Origin of the sequence: Nocardia sp. CDC153, assembly GCF_035818515.1 — a bacterium.
GTDB lineage: Bacteria > Actinomycetota > Actinomycetes > Mycobacteriales > Mycobacteriaceae > Nocardia.
The window spans coordinates 1,060,654-1,085,250 of sequence record NZ_JAYKYU010000002.1 but is presented as its reverse complement, the minus strand read 5'-3'; the positions used below and the strand labels follow the sequence as shown (position 1 = coordinate 1,085,250).

Genomic DNA, 24,597 nt, shown 5'->3' with positions numbered 1-24,597 from the left:
TCGGCCATGGCAGCACAGGACATCCGGATCTGGCGACGCGGTCCCGCCCCCACTCCCGCGGGCCTCGGCGAGCAGGCCGATCACGGCTATTTCGGGCCCGGCTCACAAGTCTGGCGGGTGCTGCTGCACCCGGTGGTCACGCCCTTCCTGGCCCCGGTGACGGCGCTGCTGGAGGTGCCGCACATCGGCATGCAGGCGGTCCTGCTCGACCACGATCCGCTCGCGGTCACCGGGCGCGCACAGCGCCGCATGAGCCCGATCATGGCGGTCCGCCGTGCCCAGCGCACCGTCGGCGTTCCGGTGCCGATCATCCTGGGCGACAAGGCTTCCGCCGATCGGATCGCCGCTCATCTGCGCCGTTATCACCGGTCCATGACCGGGACGGTGCCCGGGACCGGCGAGCCCTACGCCGCCCAGGGGCCCGAGTTGGTGCTGTTCGCGCACGTGACGATCATGCAGGCGGCCCTGCTGATCTACGAGAGCTTCGCCTACGAGGGTGGACGCCGCCCGGCCCGCCTGGCACCGGCCGATCGTGACCGATTCTGGTTGGAGGCCAAGCAATTCGGCGTCCTCATGGGCGCGAATCCCGACGAGATCCCGACCACCTGTCGGGAAGTCGCCGACTACTACGCCGGTATCGCGCACCGCTACGGCGTCATCGAATCCTTCGGTCCCGACCTGGCCGTCGCACCCACCCTGGCGCTGATCCGCGGCTTCGCCCTCACCCAACTCCCCGAACTGGCCCCACTGCTGCTGTCCGCGGTGCTGACGCCGCAGCTGATGGCCACGCTCCCGCGTCCGGCCCGCCGCAACCTCGGCATCCCGGCCGCGCTGGACCCGCTCCTGAACCTCTCCCTGAGCTTGACCCGTCCGGCCATGCGCGCCTTCACCATTCGGCGTTTCGCCGATGCCGTCGAACGGCGCATCAGCGGCCCGGATGCGGTGGCGCTGTCCGCGCACGCCCGCAGGCTCCAGGCCGCCGTCGCGTGACCGGTCAGGCGTTACCGGCCAGCCACTGATCCCAGCTCAGGGTCCAGTCGCCGTTCTGCCACACCTCGAGCGGCGGGCCGCCGGTGTTGTGCACTTCCACCACATCGCCGGGCTGCGCGAAGTTGAAGAACCACTGCGCGTTCTCGGGGCTGAGGTTCAGACAGCCGTGCGAGGTGTCGGTGTTGCCTTGCGCCCAGACCGTCGACGCCAGCTCGTGCAGATAGATACCGTCGGTGCTGATGCGCGTGGCCCAGTTGATGGACTCCTTGTAGCCGAGCTTGGAATTGATCGGCAGACCGTAGGTGGAGGAGTCCATGATGACCGGATTGGCCTTGTCCATGACCGTGTAGGTGCCGGGCATGGTCCAGAAGCTGAATGTCTTGCCCGCGATGGTCTCGGTGCCGCCGCGGCCCATGGAGGTGGGCATGGTGCGGACCAACTGGCCGTTCTCGAAGACCTGCACCTGGTGGGTGTTGTCGTCGGCGATGGAGACGTGCGAGGGGCCGATGACGAAGTTGGCCTTGGAGTCCTCCTGGCCGAACAGGCCGTTGCCGACCTCCACGCCGTACAGGTTGGCCGCCACGCTCACCTTGGTGCCGGTCTTCCAGTACTCCTTGGGCCGCCAGTGCGCATTGCGATTGTCCAGCCAGTACCAGGCGCCCTCGACCGGCGGGTCGGTGGTGACGACCAGGCGTTTCTGAGCGGCCGCCCGGTTGGGGATGTCCTCGTCGAAGTGCGCGACGATGACCATGCCCACGCCGTAGCTGTTGCCGTCGACGATGGCCTGCCCGCCCGTGGTGTTCAGATACACCTTGGTCTGGTTCTTCGGCGCGATGGTGGTGAAGGTGGAGGTGACCGGTCCGGTGAGACCGGTCACGTCCTCGCCCGACGCCTTCAGGGTGTAGGTGCGGCTGTAGCCGAGCTGCTCGTTGGGCTTCCACGCGGTCTTGTCCGGGGTGAAGGTGCCCTCGATGACCCGGCCGTCCTCATTGGTCAGCGAGACGTCGGTGAGCACGCCGCTGCTGGTGCTCACCTCGACCGGCGCCGAGGGATCCACCTTGTCCGAGCCCTGTGCGGGCTTGATGGTGATGGACTGCGCGGCCGGAGTGCGCGGACCGACCTTCCCACTCGGAAGGTTCGACGAGCATGCCGTCAGCGCCAAGACCAGAGCGATGAACACGCTCGCGGCGGCGTTCGTCCGAAAACGACGGGCTGGCACAGGCTCTCCCTCTTGTACTCGCCGTGCGCCGCACTGCAGCACAGCATTTTGATACTGCCCAGCCTAGTAGATTACCTTGCGTTTTCGATCTTCAAGCGCCAGGTGGTGCTGACGAAATGACAACGATGTGAGACACACGCGCGACATGCCGGTCGGCAGTGGTCATTTCAGCGTTTGTTCTTTGATAGCAAGTTGCTGTTGACCTTTCTGGTAGGTGACTTCGCGAATCCCCAGGGCGTCGTGCAGCTTGCCAGCTGGCAGGGTGACCGGTTTGGGCGCGGGGCCGTCGCCGGGCTTGGGCAGGGGATAGGCCGTGGTGGTGCCGCTGTAGAAGGTGACATTGCCCTCGGTCTTCGTGAACAGTTGGTGGACATGACCGTTGAGGCAGGTCACCGAGGAGAAGCGCTTCAGATAGCTGAGCGCCTGGGTGGCATCGTCTGTGCCCCAGCCCCATTGGGGATACATGGCGAACAGCGGGATGTGGCTGAACACGATGATCGGTGTGTCACTGGACAATCCGGCCACGTCCTTCTGGACGAAATCCAGCTGATCCTGTCCGAGATGTCCGAGATCCTTGAGATTGAGCGTATTGACCAATCCGATGACGTGGACGCCCGCGATGTCGAAGCTGTACCAGCCGTCGCCGCGGGTGCCATTGCCGAAGGTCTGGCGGTAGCGCGCGCCGCCGTCGTCGCTCGAATCGTGTTCTCCCGGAACGGTGAACACGTGCGGGGTCTTGAAGCCCTGCATCATCTGCTTGACCTGATCGAACTGGTCCTGGGTGGCCAGGTGGGTGAGATCGCCGGTGTGGATGACGAAGTCGGGTTCGTAGCCCAGTGCGTTCACCTGCGAGATGGCCTCGGTGAAGGTGTCGGTCACGCTCGTGTTGGCGGTGCCGGTGAAACCGATGTGACTATCGCTGACCTGCGCGAAACGCAGGGTCGGGCGCGCGGTGTCGGCCAGGGCGGTGCCTGCCACGTGCGAGACCACCTCGCCGCCCACCACCGCCAGGCCCACCGCCGCCCCGAACCAGGCGCTGTGCCGCATGAGCTGGCGGCGGGTCATCTGCTGCGGATCCTGTTCGGTCATTGGGTCACCACCACGGTCGCGTGCATGAACGGATGAATCGAGCAGACGTAGGCGAAGGTGCCCGCCTTGCCGAAGGTGAAGGTGTAGGTCGCGTTGTTGCCCAGGGTCGGGGAGCGGAACGTCCCGTCGGTGGCGACCACGGTGTGCGGTTCCTCGTCGTGATTGGTCCAGGTCACCGTGGTGCCGACCTTGACGGTCAGCGAGCTGGGCCCGAAGGCGAAATTGTCGATGGTGACGGCATTGGGTCCGGCCGGCGCCGCCGCGGCGGACGACGTGCTCGGCATGGACATGCCGGGCATGGCCGGACCCCTACCGTCCGGCACCATGCCGGGCGTTGCGGTGCCGGAAGCGAAAGTGATACCGGGGGCGGCATTGTCGGGGGCTTTGCCGCCGCCGCTGGAGCCGCACGCGCTCGCGGTCAGCAGGGCTGCCGTGGCGGCGACGACGGCGAGCGCGACGCGCCGTGGGCTGCGGGTGGGTCTCATGGGTGTCCGGGCCTCCATCCGGGATGAGTCGCTTCGCTGCTGCGAATCGGTCATCCATAGATAGGGGCGGGGGTTACACCGTCGGCGCGAAAACCTCTATCGTGCCGTTGTTTTCACGCACCTGAATGGTCGGCAACGGGGCGGGGGCGACCGGCAGCTGATGGGTCACCACCGCACCCTCGATGGAGAACGAGGTGGAGTGGCACGGGCAGCGCAGGCGTTCGGCGGGCGCGTCCAGCCACAGTTTGCAGCCCTGATGGGTGCACACGCCCGAGACCGCGACCGGAATGCCCTGGGCGCGGCGCACGAAGCCGTTGACCGTGCCGACATCGAAGGCCACCGTCGCGCCCTCGGGCAGATCGCTGGATCGCGCGATGGGCAGCCACGCACCGGTATTGGGGGACAACGGGGCTTGCGCGGCCGGGGGCGTCGTCACCTCGCCGTGGCCGAGGAGCGTGCGATCCACCACCGCGCCGACGGTCGCGGCGGCCGCGGCGGCGGAAGTGCCGATCAACAGGTTCCGGCGTCGGTAGCCGTTGGTCTTCGGGACTTCCGTTGGCGTGTCCTCGATTTCGTCGGCCAGGCGGCGTTGCAGGCTGCTCAGGAATTCCTCGCTGGGTGCGTCGCTGCCCATGCGCGCGGCACGCAGTTCGATGGCCGTGCGCATCTCCTGCGCCTCGGCGTCGTCGGGTTCGAAGCCCGTGGACCGCTTACCGGCCAGTAGTTCGTCGACGAAACGCCGCACATCCCGCCCGCTCACCGCACACCTCGCTCATTCAGCTGGGACGCCATCTGCAACGCCCGATGCTGCAACACCTTCGCATTCGCCACCGTCACACCCAGGCTCTGCGCCGCCTCCTTCACCGAGAGTCCTTGCAGGAATCGCAGTTCCAGTACGCGACGATAGCGGTCCGGGAGCTCGGCCAGCACGGCTTTTGCGCGGGCCTCGGCTCCGGAATCGGGCAGTTCCTCGGGGGGATCGTCGGCTATATCGCCCTCGATGGTGGTGATCTCGCGGCCCATGCGCGCCTTCCAGTGCGCGGCCAGCACCGTGCGCGCCGTGGCCCGCAGGTAGGCCCGCACCTCGGGGGCGCTGGCGGTGATGCGCAGCGGTTTGAGCGCCGCCATGAACACCTCGGCGGTGAGATCCTCTGCGTCCGGCCGGTTTCCGACCTTGCCGAACATCAGCGCGTAGACCCAGGTGGCGTTGTCGCGGTAGACCGCCTCCCAGCTGGCGTAGCTGTCACCGGACACCAGCCGCAACTCCCGACCCGTGCCCGAACCCGCGGAGGGTTGTGTTCGGCGCCCGGGATCGAGGCGTTGATGGTCGGATTCCACCCCTCGCACCATGAACCGCTGCTTTCTGTATCCACCGAAAAAGCCGACGTAGGTTCACGTCTGCCAGTAGATAGGGCACGGGGTTACAACGGAGCGGGTTCGACAAGAACGGGCACGGTCCGTCGGTCGGACCGTGCCACGCTCTCGGATCGGGATATTCAGTTGGCGGGGCGCAGCAGGTTGCCGTGCAGCACGCCCCGGACGGTCTTGGCGGCGACCACGGCCCAGGCGGCGACCAGCAGGGCGTAGAGAGCCACCGCGATCACGGCGAAGACATTGGCCCCGGAGTGCTGGTAGAGGGCGGTGCTGCCGGTGACGCAGCAGCCCAGGGGGAAGGTGAAGCCCCACCAGGTCATATTGAACGGCATCGACTTGCGGGCGTGGTAGGTCACGGCGATGGCCAGGGCCAGCCACAGCATGGCGAAACCCCAAGTGGGAATGCCGAACAGCAGCGAGAACAGCTGGAACCCGGAGGCGTCACCGGGCTGCAGCACGGTGTCCGAGACATTGGCCAGGGCACCGGCGGCGGTCACGCCTTGGCCCAGGGGACCCAGCACCAGCCAGACGGTGGCGACCATGCCGGCCGGTGGCAGACCGTGGTGCAGCAGTCGCGACCAGATCAGGATGATGGTGGCGAAGGCGGCGATCAGGCTCAGACCGAACATGGCCAGGCAGGCCACGAACAGGGTCAGACGCAGCTGCCCTTCGGGAGCGTAGGGCACCAGCAGCGCACCGAGGGCGGCCGACACCATGGGCGGCACCACGGGCATCAGCCAGCCGCCGAAGGCGGAATCGGCATCGAAATTGTGGCGGGTGATCATGCGGTAAGGGATGCTGGCGGCTGTCAACAGGCCGAGCACGGTTCCAGCGGACCACAACACCCAATCGACGGCCACGGCAGCGGTCAGCCCGATCACATCCTTACCGAGCAGCAGCGTGCCCGCACCAACGGTCATCAGCGCCATGGGCAGAGCCCCATAGAACTGCATCATGACCGGATGCATCCCATGCCCCCGAGCCTCCTCGGGATACCGACGCCAGTGCAACACCCACGACCCCGCGAGAACCACCAAAATCACCGCAGCCAGAGCCCACACCCCGGTGGCGGCCCCGCGCAGCCCGGGGAACTGCAACGGCAGAGTGCCCGCGGCATTGGCCACGATCCCGGTCCCCATCACCACGGCAAACCAGTTCGGTGCCAAATGCCGAATCGGCTCCCACCGCTCGCCCTCCCGCACCGAGGACCCCGTACTCACCCGAGCAGGGGATACGGAGGCTTCGGCGGTCCTACGAAAGGTTGCTGTGGTCATGCCTCCACTCTCGTTCGTCGGGATTTCTCCCGGTAGCGGCCATGATCCGATGGATGCATAGAACGGATCTATGACTAGAAACCCCCGAAGAGCCAAAAGACAAAAGAAGAAAAGATAAAAGAAGCCAGGAGGAGGGAGAGAGGGTGGCCGAGCTTGCGAGGCCCTCTCACCTACCAGCCCCCTCCCGCAAAAACCGCACCTACCAGCCCCCTTACCTACCGAACCTCACTCACCTACCAGCCCCCTCACCGCTCGGCCGTTCATCGTCTCTATGGAATTGTCAAAGAACCTGAAAACTGTGGAGCTGTCGAACGGTTCGGTGGTTTTCGAGTTCTTGGGTTGTCTCGAGAAGGTGATGCGTGCAGTCCGTGGGCTGGGAGGTGAGGTGGCGGCTCCCAACTCGGCGTCAGCCCCAGTCCGGTAGGGCAGGCGAGGTGACCACGCTTCCCGTTGTTTTGCGCACGCCAGCCGGAGACGAGCAGCCGGGTGTCACGCTGCCCGTGAACCCCACTTCCGGCAACTGGAATCGACTGCCGTGGCGACCCGCTCCCCGAGGTGATGTTTGTCGTTGACGTGCGGGGTGTGGGAGGGGTCCAACGTCGCCGGGGCAATCCACCCCACCCGACCCGGATGAGCCGAGTCCTTGCCCAACATCACCGTCTGCCACCCATGCTCGCTGTCGTTGACCATCGCGTGGTGGTGGTCGCAGACCAGGGCGAGGTTGTTCAGGTCGGTGGGTCCGCCCTTGGCCCAATCGATCACATGATGGGCCGCGCACATGCTCGCGGGTACATCGCAGCCGGGGTGGGTGCAGCCGCGATCGCGGGCGATCAACGCCAGGCGTTGACCCGAGGAAGCCAAACGCTCACCATGTGCCAGGTAGAGCGGGATCTCGTCCTTGTCGAGGATCGCGAGCACGGGGCGAGATCCCTTGGCCAACTTGAGTGCTTCATTGATGCTCAGATGTCCACCCGAGGCGGTGGTGGCCACACCCGCACCTTTCTCGAGGTCGGCCAGGCTCATGGTGACCACGACTTCGACGGGCAGGCCACGGTGCTTGCCCAGCTTCACCGGCTTACCCGCACGCGCCGCAGCAACACCAACACCAGCGCCAGCGGCATCGACACCAGTGGCGGTGTCGGTGACCGGCTGCAAGGCGGTCACGAGCGCGAACAACGCGTCGTGGGTGCGCTGCCCGGCGTCGCGACGATCACGGCGTGCGGCGGCCTCCAACACCTTGGACTCGACGTGCGTGGTGGCGGTGAGGATTTCGGTGTCAGCATCGTCGAGGTTGCACATGCCCGGGCGGGCCAGCTTGGCGAAGATCGCATCCAGCAGGGCGCGCAACTCTGGGGTGAGCCAGCCTTCGATCTTCGACATCCCATCCACCCCGGGACGGCTGATCGTGATCCCGCGACGGCGACGACGATCGGCATCGGAAATCACCGTGCCCTCCGGATCCAAACGAGCGAGGATCTCGCGCCCGATCTTCGGGAGGTCGTCGGGGTGCCCGGTCACGCAGTGCTCGACCAGCAGTGCCTCGGTCTCGACCCGCGCGGGCGCGGGCACGTCGGCGGGCAGATGCGTCATGATGTCCACGATCCCGCGCACATGATCGCGTGAGATCACGCCCGCTTCAAAGGCGTTCGCGGTCGCCGCCAAGGTGACCGGGCGCGGCGTGCCGTCGGCTCCCAGGAACTCCCCACACGCCTCGGCGATCTTCACCCGCATCGCCGCGTCATACCGCGACAAACCGAGGGTTTGACGCAGGAACGGCACCACATCCTTCACCCCCGCCTTGCGCGGCAGGTCCCGCTCCGCGATCTCGATCACCAGAGCCGAATCCACCGCAGCCAGTTGACGCTTGCAGATCTCCAAGCGACGCATGAATTCCACGGCATCGATATCGGCGAGCGGCTTGAGTCCACCGTGCAGGGCATTGTCGGCGACGTTGGTGATCGCGGTCATCAGGGCGCCGATGCCGGTGCTGTCGAGTGTTTCCCCCTTCGAATTCATGCTTTAATTCTACCGCTGAATTCGAAAGGGGGGAACCCGAAATGTCTGTTCTTACAGTGCTTTTCGAATTATTGGCCAGCGGGTGGTGCGGATTTGCGTAGCACTTCCATGAATGCTCGCATCCATTGTGGATGATCGGGCCAGGCTCGGCCGGTAATTAAATTGCCGTCGATATTGTCGGGGCTGTCTATCCAATTGCCCCCGGCGGCAATAACGTCGGGCTCCAGCGCTGGATAGCTGCTCGCGGTGCGGTCGTGTAGGACACCGGCGGCTGCCAGGATCAGGGGTCCGTGGCATAGCGCGGCTATCGGTTTGTTCGTTTCCGCGAAGTGGCGGACCAGGCGTTGGCAGTCTGGGTTGTTGCGGAGAAATTCGGGGGCTCGTCCGCCTGGGATGACCAGGGCGGCGTATTCGGTTGGGTCGACGTCGGCGAAGGCTACGTCCGAAGGCCAGGTGCGGCCGAGTTTTTCGGTGTAGGTGTCGAAGCCGTCGGTGAAGTCGTGGACGACGAATTGGAGTTTCTTCTGGGTGGGGGCCGCTATGTCGACCTCGTAGCCCTCTTCCAGCAGGCGCTGGTAGGGGTACATGACCTCGAGGTCTTCGGCGGCATCACCGGTGATCAAGAGCACCTTTGTCATGGCGCACCTCCCTGGGGAAATCGTATCGAGACCCACAGTGCGGCAAGGCCGTTTCGGGTCGGCGGAGGGCGTTTCGGGTCAGCCGACGCTGGAGGCGCGGCGGTCGGTGGGCACGCTGCGGAGGTGACGGACGATTCCGAGGTCGGTGGGTTGGGCGCGGGCGGCGTCGTAGCGCTCGAAGACGGCGGCCAATTCCGGTGACCAGCGCGCGAATTCGGCCCGCAGCGGCCCCTCGGTCTCGAGCTGGCACACCACGCCGAGGGCGGTCAGGAAGCAGCGGGCGAAGGGTGTGAAGTAGGCGGGCATGTCGAGCTGGCGGTGCACATTCGACAGTCGAGGGGCCAGGACGGACCGGACGTGGCCGCGTAGCCAGGCGGTGGTGAGGCGGAAGGTGGGGACGGTGAGCGGTTCGCCGACCGTGTCGAGTCCCTCGGCCAGGGCCGCCACATCGTAGCTGCGGCCGGGCCGCACGAAGCGGTGGCGGCGGATGGCGGCATCCAATTCCGGTATGCCCCCATTGAATGCGGCATCCATGACCTCGCCGACCAATTCCTCGAAGCCCGGCGGCGGCCAGGGCGTGCAGGCCCCGAAATCCACCACGCCCAGCCGCCCGTCGGGCAGCACTCGGAAATTCCCCGGATGCGGATCGCAGTACAGCAGCCCGGTGCGCGACCAGGCCGACAGCAGGAAGCGGATGATGAGCATGCCGACCCGGCTGCGCTCCTCCGGCGCACCCGATTCGATGATGCGCGAAACCGGTGTGCCGGTGAGCCATTCGGTGACGATCACATCGCCGCGCTGGGCGATCACGTTCGGGATCACGAAGTCCGGATCGTCGGCGTAGGCCTCGGCGAAGCGTCGCTGGTGCTCGGCCTCGGCGGCATAGTCGAGTTCCTGTGCCACACAGGTGCAGATGGCCTCGGTGACCGCGGGGACATCCGCGCCCGGCGCGAACACGGTGGCCAGCACCGAGATTCGGCGCAGCTGCTGCAGGTCGGCGAGGACCGCCTGGTGCGCGCCCGGATACATGACCTTGACCGCGACCTTGCGGCCGTCCCGCCAGGTCGCGTGATGCACCTGGCCGATGGAGGCCGCGGCGGCGCGGCGCTCGTCGAATTCGCTGAAGTGCCAACGCCAGTTCTCGCCCAGGTTGGCGGCCATGGCCTCGCGGACGGTCGCGGGCAGCATGGTGGGCGCGGAATCCTGCAGCTGGGTGAGGGCGTCGCGGTAGGGGGAGGCGATCTCCGGCGGCAGGGCCAGCTCATACAGTGAGAGCAGCTGTCCCAGTTTGGTGGCGCAGCCCTTCAACTCACCGAGCACCTCGAAAATGTGCTGGGCCGTGCGCATCCGAATGTCGTGGTCGACGGCTGCCGGGGATTTGCCGAGCGCCTTCTTGCCGACCCCGGCGGCCTGTCGTCCGGCGAATGCGACCGGGAGACTGGCGATTCGGGCATTGCGGGTGGCGGCACGGACCGGCGGCACGGGTGTACTGGCCCCCGAACGATTTCCGATCCGCCGTATCGACATTGCTCACCTCGTCGTGTGCGTGCCCGACCGCCCCAGGCTATGTGGCCCGCCACACCTCGTGCACGTGCAGTTTGGCACACGAAAGTCTAAACTGTCTGGGACGTATCCGAAAGTTGTCGAAAGGTGACAGGATGGGTGCCCAGACGGTCGTCGCCGATGTGGCGGACGAGCTCGCTCGCCGCGTGGCGACCGGGCAGTACGCGCCCGGGGACCTGATGCCGTCGGTTCGCCAGGTCGCCGAGGAGTTCGATATGAATCGGGCTACCGCGCAACTGGTTCTGGGTCGTCTGGAGTCCTACGGGTTCGTCGACGCCCATCGCGGTCGCGGATTCACCGTGCGAGATGTGCGCCGGGCGGGCGGGGTGGACGTGTATCGGCGACTGTTCCGGCTGTCGCTGCCCTCGCCCGAGACGGCCGCGGAGATGTTCGCCAATATCGTGGCGGCCGAGCGGGCCATCGTGCTGGAGGCGCTGCTCGACTACACCGCCGCCGAGCGCGGCATCGAGCCCGCGGTTTTGACCGCGGCGGTGGACGAACTCGAAACCCTGGCCCGCAGCGCCGATCCCGATCAGGTCCGCATGCTCGAGCTCGAGGTGGGGTTGGTGCGCACGGTGCTCACCGATCTCGGCCACACGATGCAGCGCGCGGTGCTGAACTCGGTGGGGGAGATGCTGTTCGAGGTGCCCGAGGCCGCGCGGGCGTACTTCGTGGTCTCACCGGACCTGCACGTACTGGTGTGGCGGGCGCTGCTGGCGGTGTGGGAGTCCGAGAACGGGCCCTCCGAGGCGCAATTGGCGCTGTTCGAGGACCTGTTCGCCATGTACCACGAGAAAGTGCTGGCCCGATTCGGCGAATTGGTCGGCCTCGACACCGGCTCCGAGGAGCGGCGGCACAGCGCTACGGCCTGAGCCCACCCGCGGGCCGGGCGGTGCTGGATCGGACTCGAAGCTCCACCGGGACAACGATATTCGTCCGGTCGCCCGGACCTCCGGCCAGCGCGTCGATGAGCAGCGTCGCGGCCTGTTCGCCAATGCTGCGGCGGTCGACGGCAATGGTGGTCAGGGCCGGGTACAGGCTGGCCGAGGTGGGCAGGTCGTCGTGGCCGATGACCGAGATGTCCTCGGGGATGGACAGTCCGAGATCGGCGGCGGCGAGATAGACGGTGTGGGCGATGTAATCGCTATTGGTGATGAACGCGGTCGGGCGCGTCGCCGCGTCGCGTTCCAGTGCCTGGCGCAGCGCGGTGCGGGCAGCGTCGGCGGAGAGCTCGGTGGTGACGGTGTCGGCGGTGAAACCGAGATCGGCGGCCAGACGTCGGAAGTGTTGCAGGCGTTCGGGATCGGGTGACTTGTCGTCGGGAGCCACCACCATGGCCACGCGGCGATGCCCCAGCTCCAGCAGATGCTGGACCGCCAGATCCACCGAGGCTTCCTGATCCGAGCGCACACTCATGGTGGCCGCGTCCGGAGCCGCGGTGTCGAGCAGCACGACCGGTCGACTGGTGGCCGAGAAGCGCTCTCGGACGCGATGGTTGGTGCCGATGGGCGCGATGGCCAGGCCGTCGATGGCGCGATGCTGGAAGGCGTCGACCAACTGCGCCTCCCGGGTCGGGTCGTAGCGCGAGGACCCGACCATGACCTCGTAGCCCGCGCGGGCGCAGGTCTCGTCGAAGCCGTCGATCACATCCAGGAAGTGTGGATTGCGCAGGTTGCGAATGAGCAGGCCGAGGACGCGGGTTCGGCTGGTGCGCAGCGCGACCGCGGAGGCATTGGGGCGGTAACCCAGTTCGGCGGCGCGATCGAGAATGCGTCGCCGCAGGTCGTCGCCGACCCCGGGCCGCCCGGACAGCGCGAGGCTGACCGCGGAGATGGAGACCCCGAGCGAGGCCGCGACATCGCGCTGGGTGACGGGTTCTCGCGCAACGGGCACGAACGACACCCTAGCGAACGCGAATTGAACACCCATGGTCATGGTCTGAACAGTCGATGGACTCTGACGCGATACCCTTCGACGACCCAGCTAGCTCTGCTAAAACGATTGAGTACAGCAGCTTCGACCCGGAAGGAGCATCGTGTCCCGCGATGCCTTCTCAGTTTTGGACTCCGACGACCTGACCGCCTTCCACCGCAAGGTGACGGTGCTGTCGGCGGCCGGAATGTTCCTCGACGGCTACGACATCACCGTCATCGCCGTCGCCCTGCCGACCGTCACCAAGCAATGGCACATGTCCGGATTCCTGACCGGCGCGGTCTCGGCCGCCGCGGTGGTGGGAATGTTCGTGGGCGCATTGGTCTTCGGGCGACTCACCGACCGGTTGGGTCGCAAGCGGATGTATCTGGTCAATCTGATCGGCTTCGTGGTGCTGGCGCTCTTGGCCGCACTCGCCCAGGACGCCTGGCAGCTGCTGGCGGCGCGATTCCTGCTCGGCCTGGCGCTCGGCGCGGACTACACGATCTCGACCTCGCTGCTGGCCGAGTACGCTCCGGCCCGCCGCCGCGGCACGCTCATGACGCGACTGGGTGCGACCTGGTTCGTCGGGGCGGCAACGACTTACGTGCTCGCGCTGCTGCTGTTGCCGCTGGGCAGCGCCATGTGGCGGGTGATGCTCGTGCTGGGCGCGGTGTTCGCGTTGGTGGTGCTGTGGATGCGGCGCAGCATTCCGGAGTCGCCGCGCTGGCTGGCCGCGCAGGGGCGTGCGGAGGAGGCGCGCGCGGTGTTGACCGAGTTGGGTGACACGGGCGCGGTGCGTGCGGAAACGCCCGGCCCCGAGCCGGTTTCGCCGTGGCGGATGCTGCTCACGCTGCCGCTGGTGCGCTTCACGTTCTTCTGCTGCGGGTTCTGGTTCATGTACACGATGTCGTACTACGGCATCACGCTGTACACGCCGACGATTCTCAAGCAGGTGACGACCAGCACGACGGGCACTTACGCGGGGTCGCTGATCATCGCCCTGGTCGGTGTCGTCGGTGCCGTCACCGGTGTGCTGCTGGTCGATCGGGTCGGGCGGCGTCCGCTGCTGATCACCGGATTCACCGGCATGTTCCTGGCCCTGACGACCTTGGCGCTGTGGCGGAGTCCCGGTCTCACCGGTTTGGTCATCCTGCTGGGCGCGGCCGTACTGTTCGCGAATTCGGGTCCCGGCATCGTGAACCTGGTCTATCCGAGCGAGGTCTTCCCGACCCCGGTGCGCGCCACCGCCAATGGCCTGGCCACCGCCGTCTCCCGCATCGGCGCGATCATCGGCACCCTGTGGCTGCCCACCCTCATCTCGAAATGGGGTCTGCACCACGTACTCTGGCTCTTCGTGGGGGCGAGTGTGATCGGTCTGGCCATTGCCGTGGCGCTCGCGCCGGAAACCAAGGGCCGGACCCTCGAGGAGCTGTCCGCGGCGCACTCCCGCCGTGTCGAACCGGCGGCGGTGCGGGGCTGAGCGCGTGACCTCCGACGAATTCACCCTCGCCCCAGCATCTTCCGGTCGGTACCGTGCCCTGACGCGCGCTCCCGGTGAACCGCACAGGGAACGCGACGATCTCGTGCCCGGCCGCTCGGTGCTCGCCAGCGGCTCTCGGGTAGCGCGGTTCGTGCAGATGACCGATTTCCAGCTCGCCGATCCCCACTCGCCCGGACGGCTCACCTTCCTGCACCGCCTGGCCGGACGACCCGGCTGGGAGTTCATGTTCCCGGCCTACCGTCCGCAGGAACCGCTGCTCTTGCAGGCCATCGAGGCCAGTGTCCGGTCCGTGCGGGAAATCGACGGCACCGCACCGGATTTCGTCATCACCACCGGCGACAGCATCGACAGCGCGCAAGCCAATGAACTGACCGCGCTGCTGGCCCTGCTCGACGGCGGCACCGAACTGGACCCGAACTTCGGCGTCGACGACCCGAAAGCGCATCCCGCGCAGGCGGTTTCCGCGGAGTTCTACAACCCGGAACCGGAATCCCGCGACGTCTACAAACGCGAGCACGGCTTCCCGGACGTCCCGGGCCTGCTGACCGCGGCGGGTCGCCCCTTCGTCACCGAGGGCCTCGGCGTCCCGTGGCTGGGCTGCTTCGGCAATCACGATTGCCTGGTCCAGGGCCGCGCGCCGCTCACCCCGCAATTCCAGGCGCTGGTGACGGGGGACCGGCAGCCGATCGATCTGGGCATGGAACCGCCGGATCGCCCGATGGATCTGTACCTGGCCGACCCGACCGCCCTGTCCCACGGCCCATCCCGGCCCATCGAGCCGCGTGCGGACCGTCGCGTGATCGGTCCGGCCGAGTACGTCCGGGCGCACCTGGACAGCCCCACCCAGCCGCCCGGCCACGGCTTCACCGAACAGAACCTCGCCGACGGCACCACCTACTACTGCTACGACGCGGTCCCGGGCCTGCGCATGATCGTGCTGGACTCCACCCACCCCTCCGGCCACGTCACCGGCAGCATCGGTGCCCGGCAGCGGGATTGGCTGATCGACCGGCTGACCGAGGTCCACTCCGAGTACCGGGACGAGGACGGGGCGTTGGTCCGCACCGGCAATCCCGACCGGATCGTGGTCCTCGCCTCGCATCACGGCCTGACCATGATGGACAACACCGTCCCCGACGCCGAAAGGCGCTACCACGCCGCCGATCTGGAGGCCCTCGCGCACCGCTTCGGCAATGTGGTGCTGTGGATCGCCGGTCACGAACACCGCAACTCCGTCGTCCCGCACACCCGGGACGGCGGCGGCTTCTGGCACGTGCTCACCTCGGGCCTGTGCGAATGGCCGTGCCAGACGCGCGCCCTGGAGCTGTCGCTGGCACCGGCGGATTCGGGCGAGGACCTGCTGGTGATTCGCTCGACCATGATCGATCACGCCGCCCCGGCCCGCCCGGGCGCCGAGCTGAACCTGTGGGATCTCGCGGCCTGGCACCGCGAACTGTCCTACAACGAGCCGACCCGGGTGGGCGGTCCGCACTCGGCGGGCACCCCCGCCGATCGCAATGTGGACCTGCTGGTCCCCATCGCGCCCGCCCTCGCCGCCGCGCTGCGCGATCTCGGCGCGTGACTCAACCGGCCAGCATGCCCGCCGTGACCAGCGCGGTAATGACGGCGATCGCCATGAATACCAGGATCACCCGGGCGCTGCGGGTCGGCGGTTCGGCGGGCGGCTGATCGCTCATCGGGTTATCTCCTCAGTGGTATGGGTGGTGGTGGAGGGTCATCGTATTCGGGCGGCTCCCAATACGTTTGGAGTCCGCGACGTTGGGGCATTATCGCTGCCGCCTCCCGCGCCACGCCAATGAAACCGGGGTGATCGATTATGAAACGCACCACGCGCTCGACCTCGGGTCCGCTGACCACCCGCATGAGAGTGCGGCTGGTCCGGGGGAAAGCGCGAGTCAGCCGGTAGGCCAGCCATGATTCCAGTCGCAGCGGCAGTAATGCGCGATTGCTCTCGATCGCCGCGACGATCTTGCGCCCGGCCCTGTCGGGATGCATGCCGAGCAGGGTCATCGCCTTGACCACGAGCTGCCGGGTGATGGCGACCTGCTCGGCGCTGAGTGTGGCCAGGGTGGCCGTGGCGGCGAGATTGGTGGCGATCAGGCCCGGGCAGACCACCGTGACGCCGATCCGCTCGGAAGCCAGTTCGGTGCGCAGGGTTTCGCTGAAATGCTTCACCCCCGCCGCGGCGACGGAGTACGGCGTGGCCAGCCGGACCGGGGTGAAGGCCGCGATGGAGGAGATGTTCACCAGGTGCCCGCCCCGCCCGCGCGCGGCCATCTGCGCGCCGAAGAGCCTGCAGCCGTGCACGATCGCGGTCAGGTTCACCGCCGCGATGCGGTGCAGGTCGGCGGGGCGGATGTCGAAGAACGGCCCGCCGACCACGATTCCGGCATTGTTGACCACCACGTCCGGAATCCCGTGCGCGGTGCGCACATAGTCGGCGAAGGTCTCGAGCGCCAGCGGGTCGCCCACATCCAGCGCGTACGGAAAGGCCGACCCACCGGCCGAACGGATCAGCGCCACCGTGTCCGCGGCGGTCGCGAAATTGATGTCGGCCACCACGACCTCGGCCCCGCGGGCGGCGAGCGCCTTGGCGGTGCCGCGGCCGATGCCGCTGCCCGCCCCGGTCACCACCGCGAGTTCGGGGTGGAAGGGTTTGGCTCTCGGGCGCTGCATTCCGCTCCTCCGCTGGAGAATCCGGAGTATATATTGTCTGGGACAGCAGACGCCACTCGAAAGCGGTGCCGCGGCAGCGGAAACGGGGAACCACGCATGACAGGTTTGGACAACGACGTGGTCGTCGTTACCGGCGCCGGTGACGGCATCGGCCGCGCGGTGGCACAGCGCTTCGCCCGCGAGCGAGCCATCGTGATTGTCGCGGATCCGGACAAGGAGCGCGCGGTGCGGACCGTCGAGAGCATCGAGGAATTCGGCGGGGACGCCACGCCGTTCGCGGTGGACGTGGCCGACGCGGTGGCGATGGAGCACTTCGCACAGGATGTGCGCAACGAGTTCGGCACGGCGAAGGTGCTCGTCAACACTGCCGGATACACCACGGCCGGACCATTTCTCGAGCACACCCTCGACGAATGGGATCGGCTCATGGGCGTCAATGTGTGGGGATTGGTGCACGGGTCCACGTATTTCGGGCGACAGATGATCGACTCCGGGCGGGGTGGACGGATCATCAATGTGACCTCGGTGGCGGCCTTCACCCCGATTCCGCTGAGCGCGGCGTACTGCGCGACCCAGGCCGCCGCGCAAATGCTCACCGAGAGCTTGCGATTGGAATTCGCGGGGACCGGCGTGGGAGTCACGGCGGTGTGCCCGGCCCTGGGTGCGCACAGCTCGGAAAGCATCGCCCGCACCATTGTTCGGGTGGCCGCGCGCAATCCCGCGGTCGTGCCCACGCCGATCGAAGCCCGCGCCCGGTATCTGGCGACCCGCGTCGCGCCGCGCGGCGTGCGATGGGCGGCGCGGGTCCTCCGGCCGGACCGGCTGACCGGCCGACGATCCTGCGTCACTCAGTAGCGCCCGAACAGCACCGCCGCATTGTGTCCGCCGAAACCGAACGAATTGTTCAGCGCGAATTCGACTTCGGTGTGGCGGGGCTTGGTGTGCACCACGTCCAACTCGACCTCGGGGTCCTGGTTCTCCAGGTTCAAGGTCGGCGGGATCACCTGGTCGCGCAGGGTCAGCACCGAGATGATCGCCTCGAGTGCGCCGACCGCGCCCACCGAATGCCCCAGCGCGGACTTGGGCGCGTACACCGAGGGATGGGTGCCGATGGCCGCGGCGATCCCCTTGGCCTCGGCCAGGTCTCCGATGCTGGTGCCGGTGGCGTGGGCATTGACGTGATCAACCTCGGCCGCCCCGACGCCCGCGGATTCGATGGCGCGGCGCATGGCGCGGGCGCAGCCCAGGCCCTCTGGATCGGGGGCGACCATGTGATAGCCGTCGGCGGTGAGGCCCGCGCCGAGTAGTCGGGCCAGCGGTTTCGCGCCGCGGGCCAGGGCGTGCTCCTCGGACTCGACCAGCAGCAGCGCGGCGGCCTCGCCGAAGACGAAACCGTCGCGGTCGCGGTCGAAGGGGCGGGAGGCGCGTTCGGGTTCGTCGAGTCGCGTGCTCAGGGCCCGCGCCATGGAGAATCCGGCGATGGCAACGGGATTGATGTAGCCCTCCACACCACCGGCCACGATCATGTCGGCCTCGCCCAGCACGATGGACCGCCAGGCGTGCACCAGCGCCTCATTGCCGGACGCGCACGCCGAGACCGGGGTGACCAGACTGGCCCGCGCCCCGATCTCCAAACCCACCACACCCGACACCCCATTGGGCATGGACATGGGCACCGCGAACGGCGACACTTTGCGATAGCCGTACTCGCGCATGGCGTCATTGGCGTCGACAATGGTGTCCGCGCCGCCGAGCCCGGTGCCGATGCACACGCCCAGGCGATCCTTGTCGACCTCGGGGCTACCGGCGGTGGCCCACAGGCGTTTTCCCATGACATACGACATTTGCTGCACATAACACATGCGGCGCTTCTTGATCCGGTCGAGTTCCGCGGTCGGATCCGCCACGAGTTTGCCGCCAATGGTGACCGGCAGGCCCAACTCGGTGATCTCGGGATCGGTGAGCGTGGAAATTCCGCTGGCCCCGGAAAGCAGCCCCTGCCAGGTGCCTTCCGTATCGGGAGCGATCGAGGTGGTCATCTCCACGGCGGTCACCACGACATTGCGGAATCCACCGTTGCGAGTGGAGAAGTCTGCGAGGCTATTCACTTTTCGTATCCTTCGGCGAGCAATTGGCAAGTCCTGCAGAGTTTTCGCGAGCGCTTGCGAGGCTATCCCGAGAATCCCACTGCGGCAGGACGACACTCAGATGCGAGACGCCAATCCCTTGATACTCAGGGACATCACAGGTTTCACGAACGGCGCGGCCCAGCGCAGCGGCAGGAAGCCGCCCAGCCTCGGGTGGAAGGCGATGGTCCAGCGGAGAATGGTGCCGCCGTCGGCTTCGTCGAGTCGATAGTCCTGCGCGAACGCGTCGATGACGAAGGGCAGGGAGATTCGAGTGCCGGTCACCGAGAGCCGCTTGTCCGGGGCCGTGGTGACCACCTTTTCCGCGCAGGCGAACAGCACTCCGTCGAAGCTGCGTGCCGCGCCCTCGCGCCGGTTGTCGTCGCCGTAGTGGATGCCGTTGACGAGTGGAATCCAAGAGAAGGTGCCGTCGAGTTGCAGGGCGTCCCAGACCTTGTCCGGCGGAAACGGGAATCTACGGCGCGCGGTGACGGTGAAGGTGGCGTCGGTGAGAAACGGATCCAGCTCTTCGGCGGACAGGGGCCGCACCGAGAAACCGCCACCGGCCAGGACGGCTTTGGACCAGGCCCGGAGGACCGAGGCGGCAATGCTCGCGGCGAGCACTCCCAGCGCGATGAGCACGGCCGCGATGACGATGATGGTGGTAGACATTGCCCGAACCCTCTTCCATAGTGTCCCAGACAGAATAGGTTCGGGCGATCGTTCGTGCCAGGTGGTCGAATCTCGGTGCGGGCGTCAGCGTTGCGGTGATGAGGCTGCGCCGTAACCGAACTGGTTGCTCGTCGTCGCGCTGCTCGTTTGCATTCGCCTTCTTCGGGGCGGGTCCATCGCCTCGGGTGTTGCGCCTCGGTCGTGGCGGGTACATTGTCTGAGACGGAATTCGAGCGAGGAGAACGACCGTATGACCGAGGCCCTGCCCGATCGACCCGCCGTGGCCAGCCCGCCCCTGATCGCCCGGCGGTGGACGGCCGACGACATTCCGGACCAGACCGGCAAGACCGCGATCGTCACCGGGGCCAATAGCGGCCTCGGCCTGCGCACGGCGGAAGCGCTGGCCGCCAAGGGCGCTCACGTGCTGCTGGCCTGCCGCAACGAACTCAAGGCCGCGGCGGCGCTGGAGCAGGTGAGCAATGCCGCCACCGGACCCAAACCCGAAGTGCTGCCTCTGGATCTGGCCGATCTGAGCTCGATCCGGCGCGCGGCGGACCATCTCGAGGTGCGGGGCACCCCGATCGACATTCTGGTCAACAACGCGGGTGTCATGGCGCTGCCTCGTCATCAGCGCACGGCCGACGGCTTCGACGCGCAATTCGGGACGAATCACCTGGGGCACTACGCCCTAACCGGTCTGTTGCTGCCCGTGTTGCTGCGCGCCCCCGAACCCCGCGTTGTCACCGTCTCCTCGATCGCGGCCTGGGGTGGGTTGATCAACTGGCTCGACCCGAACTGGCGAATGGTCTACATCCGGTGGCTCGCCTACAGCCAATCCAAACTCGCCAATCTCTTGTTCACCGCGGAGCTACACCGACGCGCCGGAGCCGCGGGTGTTCGGCTCACCGCCGTGGTCGCCCACCCCGGCCTATCGGCGACCAACCTCTACGACTCCGACGCGGAGAAGGGCGTCGCGGGCCGCCTGGCGGCAGCACAGCAACGCCTGCTCGTCTCCTTCGCCCAATCCGATTCCCGGGGCGCGCTTCCGCAGCTGTACGCGGCCACGATGCCGAATCTCGCCGGAAACTCCTATGTCGGACCGGCTTTCGAGGCTTTCGGCTATCCACGCCGAACCCTGCGCAACCCGATCGCCTACAGCCGCACGGAAGCGCGCAGGCTCTGGGCGCTGAGCGAGAAGCTCACCGGCATCACCTACGACTGGACCCGCTAGGAGGGATAGACCGCGACCTCGATCAGATTCCCATCGAGGTCGCGGCAATAGTGCGACACCATCTCACCCAGCGCCCCGATCTTGACCACGGGCCCGTTGACGATCTCGACGCCGCACGCGGTCAAGTGCTGCGCGACCTCCTCGGGTGAGACGGTGGTGACGAAGCAAAGGTCTTGAGCCCCAGCCGCTTCGACGGCCCCGGTGGTCCAGGCCGGATCGGATTCCTGCGCGCCGACCGGGCGCAGATTGATCTTCTGATTCCCGAAGGCGAGCGCGAGCCGTCCGGCCGGGCCGAACCGCTCCACGCGCATGCCGAGCACCCGAGCATACCAGTCGGCAGTCGCTATCGGGTCGAGACAGTTGATGACCACGTGATCGAACCGGTCCACGGTGAATGCCATCTACGCATTCTGTCCGTGGACCGGACCGAGATCAACGGCGGCGCAATAGGAGTCCGCGCACATAGGCGGCCTGGCCGGAGTGTTGGATGTCGTCGTCGATGACGCTGATCAGGCGCACGCCGAGGGTGACCGGCGGGTTCCAGCGGGTGTCGACGACGCGGGGGAGGTCCGGATCGGTGAGCTTGGACACGTAGGCGATGGTCTGGTCGTGGACCGCGTCGAAGTAGTCCAGAAGGAGTTGGGCCGTAACGCCTTCCAGCTTCGCCACGTCCGCGGAACTGTGGCCGTAGCCGGTGGCGGCGTCGTCGAAGGGCAGGTCGAAACGCTTGGCCCAGCCGGCGGCGGTCCACACCTGTTCGAGCCCGGCCACATCCGCGACATGGTCGTCCTGGACACGGGTCAGGTGCCAGATGAGCCAGGCGATCGAGTTACCGGTGCCGTCGGGGCGGGTGGTCAGCTCCTCCTGGGTCAAGTCGGCGACCGCGCCGTGCACGTTCTCCTTGATTCGTCCGAATGCGTCCACCAGCAAGTCAGCGCTCGTCATGCCTTCATCCAATCACCGGGGTCCGACAGTTATTCCGTGGCGCGCGCCCAATCCGGAACCCAGATGCCGGCGCGCGGGCCGACACCCGCGGCGAAGTGGTCGTGGAGTGCCGCGAGTGTCGGGTGCGGGTCGGCGGCGCGGTGGAGCAGGGAGTGCGGGTAGGCGGGGGTGGGATCGCGCAGCGGGATGCGGCGCAGCTGGTGGGTGGCGGGCCAGAGGAAGCGGGTGTCCTCGCCGACCAGGGTGGCCACGGTGGGGGAGTCGGCGACCGCGTCGAGCAAGGGTTCCAGCCCGAAGTTGGGTCCGACCGCATCGATGGTGAGATCGAAAGCGGCGGCGAGGGATTCGTAATAGGCCGCCCACTCCGTGCCGGTCACGATGCCCGGCATCCAGATGCGATGGCCGACAAGCTCTTCGGGAGCCACCGTCCGCGCCTTGGCCAGCTTGTGGTCGGGGCCGACCAGCAACTCCAAGGGCTCGTCGAAGATCGGGCGGGCCCGCAGGCCGTCGGGCAGCGGATGCGCGGGGGTGGGAACACATCGAATGGCCGCATCCACGGTGCCCGCGAGCAGCGCCTCCATCGCCGCGCCCGCGTGCTCGAGGGTGACCACATCGAGCTCGACGTGCGGGTGGGCGCTGTGGAAGGCGCGCAGCAGTCCGGCCGGGGCGAGCTTGCGACCGACCACATCGACACGGAGGGCACGGCTGCCCGGACGCACGGAGGCCAGTGCCCGCTCGGTGGCCTGGAGGACCGTTCGCGCGTGCGGCAGGAAGGCGTGGCCGTCGAGGGTGAGCCGGGCTCCGCGCGGGGTCCGGGTGAACAATCGCACGCCGAGCGATTTCTCCAGCGCCGCAATGCGTTTGGAGACCGCCTGCTGACTGACGGCCAGATCGGCGGCGGCGTCCTGGAACCGCTGCGCGTCCACGACGGCGACGAAGGTGCGGACGGCCTCGAAATCCATGCCCCGAGCTTAGGCATACAACCATCGGTTGTGGCTCGCCGAGGAGCCGGTTGTTTGATCCCGAGGTCGGGGGTCTGCTTCGATCTCGCGGAACAACGATGACGGGATGGCACGAGGCGGGTGGGTATGTCGGACAGGCGGTCGCTTGGGCGCGACTTCGGGTGGTTATGGACGGCCTATGCGGTGAGCACCGCCGGATCGTGGCTGGCCTTCGACGCGTTTCCCTTGATCGCGGTGTTGGTGCTCCATGCGGGCCCGGAACAGGTGTCGCTGCTGGCGGCCGCGGGGCTGGCCGTGGGCGCGGTGGTCGCGGTGCCATTGGGGCCGTGGATGGAATTCCGGCCCAAGCGGCCGGTGCTGATCGCGGCGGATGTGGTGCGGTTCGCGGTGGTGCTGAGCGTGCCGATCGCCTTCGCGATGGGGGTGCTGAGTTTCGCGCAGCTGCTGGTGGTGTCGGTGGTCGTCGCGGCGGCGGACATCGCGTTCAAGGCGGCGTCCGGGGCGTATCTGAAGACCTTGGTGGCCAAGGAGGATCTGCTCGCCGCGAACGGGCGCTTCGAATCGACCATGTGGACGGCGACGGTGCTGGGTCCGCCGCTGGGCGGTGCGGCGATCGGGATCTTCGGGCCGGTAGTGACGGTGGCCGCGAACGCGGTCAGTTTCCTGTTGTCGGCGTTGGGAATTCGGGCCATTGGTGGTGGCGAGGAGCGCACCGAGCAGCGGGCGTCCGCTGGTTTTCGGCCGGCGGATCTGGTCGAAGGCTGGCGCTACATCCTGACGCACCGAGCGCTGCGGCCGCTGTACTTCAATTCGGTGCTGGTGAATTCGTTGATCATGGCGACCGCGCCGCTGTTGGCGCTCATCATGTTGCGCGACAACGGGTTCACGGCCTTGCAGTACGGGCTCGCCTTCGGAGTGCCGTGCATCGGCGGCCTGGTCGGCTCGCGGCTGGCGCGACCCTTGGCGGCCCGATTCGGCCAACGCCGGATCCTGGTGATCGCCGGAATCCTGCGCTCCTGCTGGTCTTTCGCGCTCGCGTTCATCGGGCCCGGGCTCGGGGGACTGCTGTTGGTCATCGTGGTGGAGTTCGGACTCATCACCTGTTGCGGCATCTTCAACCCGGTGTATGCGACCTATCGCCTGGAACAGACTCCCGCCGATCGCACGACGCGGGTGCTGTCCGCATGGTCGATCACCAGCAGTGCGAGCACGGCAGCCTTGACGGCCGCATGGGGATTGATCGCCGCACTGACGACGCCACGCACGGCAATCGCTCTGGCCGGGTTGCTGATTCTTGGAACCGCTGTGTTTTTGCGCCCCAATAGATTCCCTGATTCGGCGCCTGCCGAGCCGGTACCCGCGGTGAATCCGGGCTGATTTCAGGGAAAAGCCCGATGTGCGGTGGGGCGGGTGGTGGTTGCGTGGTCTCATGACTACCACAGCCACCCCGCCCACAGTTCCGGGCTATGTCAACGTCATGGTGAAAGCCTTGCTCAAATCGCCGTTCCATCGCGTCATGAGCAAGAACACCATGCTGCTCGAATTCGTCGGCCGCAAAACCGGCAAGCGATACACCGCCATTGTGCGCTACTTCCCTGAAGGGGAGACCATCACCTGCTACACCGACAGCAAGTGGTGGCAGAACCTGCGTGGCGGAGCGCCGGTTTCGATGCTGCTCGCGGGGCGCACAGTTCGTGGTATCGCTACACCGATCACGGATCGGACTGCGGTGGCGTCCAGCCTTGGAGCGTTTCTGACTGAAATGCCTGGGGATTCCAAGTATTACGGGGTTCGGAATAGGGATGATGGGTTGCCGGATCCGGATGATGTTATTTCGGCTGCGCAATACACGACATTGATTCGGATCAAGCCGGTATAGTGAAAAGCGTTAGATCACAACG

24 protein-coding genes are annotated in these 24,597 nt (G+C 67.1%); 8 read left to right on the top strand and 16 right to left on the bottom strand.

Translation table 11 applies throughout. The annotated features are described in order from the left end of the window. Positions 1-6 precede the first annotated feature (6 nt). Entirely contained in the window at positions 7-990 is a 984-nt protein-coding gene (locus VMT65_RS13600; RefSeq protein WP_326308518.1) for an oxygenase MpaB family protein, read from the top strand. Between the two features lie 4 nt (positions 991-994). On the opposite strand, the gene VMT65_RS13595 is transcribed toward VMT65_RS13600, so the two are convergent. From VMT65_RS13595 to VMT65_RS13555, 9 genes are all read right to left on the bottom strand, one after another. After that, positions 995-2,209 (bottom strand): L,D-transpeptidase, encoded by a 1,215-nt coding sequence (locus VMT65_RS13595; RefSeq protein ID WP_326308517.1) that lies wholly within the window; start codon positions 2,207-2,209, stop codon positions 995-997. Positions 2,210-2,371: 162 nt separating this feature from the next. Continuing rightward, positions 2,372-3,298, bottom strand: a complete 927-nt coding sequence (locus VMT65_RS13590; RefSeq protein WP_326308515.1) for a metallophosphoesterase family protein — start codon at positions 3,296-3,298, stop codon at positions 2,372-2,374. Then, the gene (locus tag VMT65_RS13585; RefSeq protein WP_326308514.1) at positions 3,295-3,783 is read right to left on the bottom strand and encodes a cupredoxin domain-containing protein; all 489 of its coding nucleotides are present in this window, start codon (positions 3,781-3,783) and stop codon (positions 3,295-3,297) included. The genes VMT65_RS13590 and VMT65_RS13585 overlap by 4 nt, the downstream gene beginning before the upstream one ends. A 73-nt stretch (positions 3,784-3,856) precedes the next feature. After that, the gene (locus VMT65_RS13580; RefSeq protein ID WP_326308513.1) at positions 3,857-4,543 is read right to left on the bottom strand and encodes a Rieske (2Fe-2S) protein; all 687 of its coding nucleotides are present in this window, start codon (positions 4,541-4,543) and stop codon (positions 3,857-3,859) included. After that, positions 4,540-5,133, bottom strand: a complete 594-nt coding sequence (locus VMT65_RS13575; protein WP_326308512.1) for an RNA polymerase sigma factor — start codon at positions 5,131-5,133, stop codon at positions 4,540-4,542. Before VMT65_RS13575 ends, VMT65_RS13580 begins: the two co-directional genes overlap by 4 nt. Positions 5,134-5,279: 146 nt before the next feature. Further along, positions 5,280-6,377, bottom strand: coding sequence for a TDT family transporter (locus VMT65_RS13570; protein ID WP_326308511.1), 1,098 nt, complete (start codon positions 6,375-6,377; stop codon positions 5,280-5,282). 543 nt (positions 6,378-6,920) lie between these two features. Beyond that, complete coding sequence (locus tag VMT65_RS13565) at positions 6,921-8,447, bottom strand: HNH endonuclease signature motif containing protein (protein ID WP_326308510.1); 1,527 nt, start codon at positions 8,445-8,447, stop codon at positions 6,921-6,923. 68 nt (positions 8,448-8,515) lie between these two features. Then, positions 8,516-9,085 carry a DJ-1/PfpI family protein gene (locus VMT65_RS13560; protein ID WP_326308508.1) on the bottom strand — a complete coding sequence of 190 codons (570 nt, stop codon included), beginning with the start codon at positions 9,083-9,085 and terminating at the stop codon, positions 8,516-8,518. A 78-nt stretch (positions 9,086-9,163) separates the two neighbouring features. Then, the gene (locus tag VMT65_RS13555) at positions 9,164-10,612 is read right to left on the bottom strand and encodes an ABC1 kinase family protein (protein WP_326308507.1); all 1,449 of its coding nucleotides are present in this window, start codon (positions 10,610-10,612) and stop codon (positions 9,164-9,166) included. Positions 10,613-10,743: 131 nt separating this feature from the next. On the opposite strand from VMT65_RS13555, the gene VMT65_RS13550 reads away from it, so the two are divergent. Beyond that, the gene (locus VMT65_RS13550) at positions 10,744-11,520 is read left to right on the top strand and encodes a GntR family transcriptional regulator (RefSeq protein WP_326308506.1); all 777 of its coding nucleotides are present in this window, start codon (positions 10,744-10,746) and stop codon (positions 11,518-11,520) included. Here VMT65_RS13550 and VMT65_RS13545 read toward each other — a convergent pair. Continuing rightward, positions 11,510-12,541: a LacI family DNA-binding transcriptional regulator gene (locus VMT65_RS13545; protein ID WP_326308504.1), complete on the bottom strand. Its 1,032-nt coding sequence runs from the start codon at positions 12,539-12,541 to the stop codon at positions 11,510-11,512. The genes VMT65_RS13550 and VMT65_RS13545 overlap by 11 nt on opposite strands. A 142-nt stretch (positions 12,542-12,683) precedes the next feature. Here VMT65_RS13545 and VMT65_RS13540 point away from each other — a divergent pair, with 142 nt between their 5' ends. Both VMT65_RS13540 and VMT65_RS13535 read left to right on the top strand, forming a co-directional pair. Continuing rightward, positions 12,684-14,042 (top strand): MFS transporter, encoded by a 1,359-nt coding sequence (locus tag VMT65_RS13540; protein WP_326308503.1) that lies wholly within the window; start codon positions 12,684-12,686, stop codon positions 14,040-14,042. 157 nt (positions 14,043-14,199) lie between these two features. After that, the gene (locus VMT65_RS13535; RefSeq protein WP_326308502.1) at positions 14,200-15,645 is read left to right on the top strand and encodes a hypothetical protein; all 1,446 of its coding nucleotides are present in this window, start codon (positions 14,200-14,202) and stop codon (positions 15,643-15,645) included. 119 nt (positions 15,646-15,764) lie between these two features. On the opposite strand, the gene VMT65_RS13530 is transcribed toward VMT65_RS13535, so the two are convergent. Then, the gene (locus VMT65_RS13530; protein WP_326308501.1) at positions 15,765-16,760 is read right to left on the bottom strand and encodes an SDR family NAD(P)-dependent oxidoreductase; all 996 of its coding nucleotides are present in this window, start codon (positions 16,758-16,760) and stop codon (positions 15,765-15,767) included. Between the two features lie 96 nt (positions 16,761-16,856). Here VMT65_RS13530 and VMT65_RS13525 point away from each other — a divergent pair, with 96 nt between their 5' ends. After that, positions 16,857-17,615: an SDR family NAD(P)-dependent oxidoreductase gene (locus VMT65_RS13525; protein ID WP_326308500.1), complete on the top strand. Its 759-nt coding sequence runs from the start codon at positions 16,857-16,859 to the stop codon at positions 17,613-17,615. On the opposite strand, the gene VMT65_RS13520 is transcribed toward VMT65_RS13525, so the two are convergent. Then, positions 17,609-18,868: a KasA/KasB family beta-ketoacyl-ACP synthase gene (locus tag VMT65_RS13520; RefSeq protein ID WP_326308499.1), complete on the bottom strand. Its 1,260-nt coding sequence runs from the start codon at positions 18,866-18,868 to the stop codon at positions 17,609-17,611. The genes VMT65_RS13525 and VMT65_RS13520 overlap by 7 nt on opposite strands. A gap of 96 nt (positions 18,869-18,964) precedes the next feature. Further along, on the bottom strand, positions 18,965-19,558 hold the full coding sequence (locus tag VMT65_RS13515; RefSeq protein WP_326308498.1) for an SRPBCC family protein: 594 nt from the start codon (positions 19,556-19,558) through the stop codon (positions 18,965-18,967). A 250-nt stretch (positions 19,559-19,808) separates the two neighbouring features. On the opposite strand from VMT65_RS13515, the gene VMT65_RS13510 reads away from it, so the two are divergent. Further along, positions 19,809-20,789, top strand: coding sequence for an oxidoreductase (locus VMT65_RS13510; RefSeq protein WP_326308497.1), 981 nt, complete (start codon positions 19,809-19,811; stop codon positions 20,787-20,789). Here the strand turns inward: VMT65_RS13510 and VMT65_RS13505 are convergent. The 3 genes from VMT65_RS13505 to VMT65_RS13495 are packed head-to-tail and all read right to left on the bottom strand — an operon-like array spanning position 20,786 to position 22,696. Then, the gene (locus VMT65_RS13505) at positions 20,786-21,190 is read right to left on the bottom strand and encodes a VOC family protein (RefSeq protein WP_326308496.1); all 405 of its coding nucleotides are present in this window, start codon (positions 21,188-21,190) and stop codon (positions 20,786-20,788) included. The genes VMT65_RS13510 and VMT65_RS13505 overlap by 4 nt on opposite strands. Before the next feature lie 31 nt (positions 21,191-21,221). Next, entirely contained in the window at positions 21,222-21,734 is a 513-nt protein-coding gene (locus tag VMT65_RS13500; RefSeq protein WP_326308495.1) for a mycothiol transferase, read from the bottom strand. A 29-nt stretch (positions 21,735-21,763) separates the two neighbouring features. Beyond that, positions 21,764-22,696, bottom strand: a complete 933-nt coding sequence (locus VMT65_RS13495) for a LysR family transcriptional regulator (RefSeq protein WP_326308494.1) — start codon at positions 22,694-22,696, stop codon at positions 21,764-21,766. Between the two features lie 126 nt (positions 22,697-22,822). Here VMT65_RS13495 and VMT65_RS13490 point away from each other — a divergent pair, with 126 nt between their 5' ends. Beyond that, the gene (locus VMT65_RS13490; RefSeq protein WP_326308493.1) at positions 22,823-24,073 is read left to right on the top strand and encodes an MFS transporter; all 1,251 of its coding nucleotides are present in this window, start codon (positions 22,823-22,825) and stop codon (positions 24,071-24,073) included. Between the two features lie 52 nt (positions 24,074-24,125). Next, positions 24,126-24,575 carry a hypothetical protein gene (locus VMT65_RS13485; protein ID WP_326308492.1) on the top strand — a complete coding sequence of 150 codons (450 nt, stop codon included), beginning with the start codon at positions 24,126-24,128 and terminating at the stop codon, positions 24,573-24,575. The last annotated feature ends 22 nt before the right edge of the window (positions 24,576-24,597 follow it).

Coding starts and splice junctions, on each gene's coding strand:
- VMT65_RS13600 (WP_326308518.1), top strand. CDS start 7: ATGGCAGCACAGGACATCCGGATCTGGCGACGCGGTCCCGCCCCCACT.
- VMT65_RS13590 (WP_326308515.1), bottom strand. CDS start 3,298: ATGACCGAACAGGATCCGCAGCAGATGACCCGCCGCCAGCTCATGCGG.
- VMT65_RS13585 (WP_326308514.1), bottom strand. CDS start 3,783: ATGAGACCCACCCGCAGCCCACGGCGCGTCGCGCTCGCCGTCGTCGCC.
- VMT65_RS13575 (WP_326308512.1), bottom strand. CDS start 5,133: ATGGTGCGAGGGGTGGAATCCGACCATCAACGCCTCGATCCCGGGCGC.
- VMT65_RS13565 (WP_326308510.1), bottom strand. CDS start 8,447: ATGAATTCGAAGGGGGAAACACTCGACAGCACCGGCATCGGCGCCCTG.
- VMT65_RS13560 (WP_326308508.1), bottom strand. CDS start 9,085: ATGACAAAGGTGCTCTTGATCACCGGTGATGCCGCCGAAGACCTCGAG.
- VMT65_RS13555 (WP_326308507.1), bottom strand. CDS start 10,612: ATGTCGATACGGCGGATCGGAAATCGTTCGGGGGCCAGTACACCCGTG.
- VMT65_RS13550 (WP_326308506.1), top strand. CDS start 10,744: ATGGGTGCCCAGACGGTCGTCGCCGATGTGGCGGACGAGCTCGCTCGC.
- VMT65_RS13535 (WP_326308502.1), top strand. CDS start 14,200: ATGACCGATTTCCAGCTCGCCGATCCCCACTCGCCCGGACGGCTCACC.
- VMT65_RS13530 (WP_326308501.1), bottom strand. CDS start 16,760: ATGCAGCGCCCGAGAGCCAAACCCTTCCACCCCGAACTCGCGGTGGTG.
- VMT65_RS13525 (WP_326308500.1), top strand. CDS start 16,857: ATGACAGGTTTGGACAACGACGTGGTCGTCGTTACCGGCGCCGGTGAC.
- VMT65_RS13515 (WP_326308498.1), bottom strand. CDS start 19,558: ATGTCTACCACCATCATCGTCATCGCGGCCGTGCTCATCGCGCTGGGA.
- VMT65_RS13510 (WP_326308497.1), top strand. CDS start 19,809: ATGACCGAGGCCCTGCCCGATCGACCCGCCGTGGCCAGCCCGCCCCTG.
- VMT65_RS13505 (WP_326308496.1), bottom strand. CDS start 21,190: ATGGCATTCACCGTGGACCGGTTCGATCACGTGGTCATCAACTGTCTC.
- VMT65_RS13500 (WP_326308495.1), bottom strand. CDS start 21,734: ATGACGAGCGCTGACTTGCTGGTGGACGCATTCGGACGAATCAAGGAG.
- VMT65_RS13495 (WP_326308494.1), bottom strand. CDS start 22,696: ATGGATTTCGAGGCCGTCCGCACCTTCGTCGCCGTCGTGGACGCGCAG.
- VMT65_RS13490 (WP_326308493.1), top strand. CDS start 22,823: ATGTCGGACAGGCGGTCGCTTGGGCGCGACTTCGGGTGGTTATGGACG.
- VMT65_RS13485 (WP_326308492.1), top strand. CDS start 24,126: ATGACTACCACAGCCACCCCGCCCACAGTTCCGGGCTATGTCAACGTC.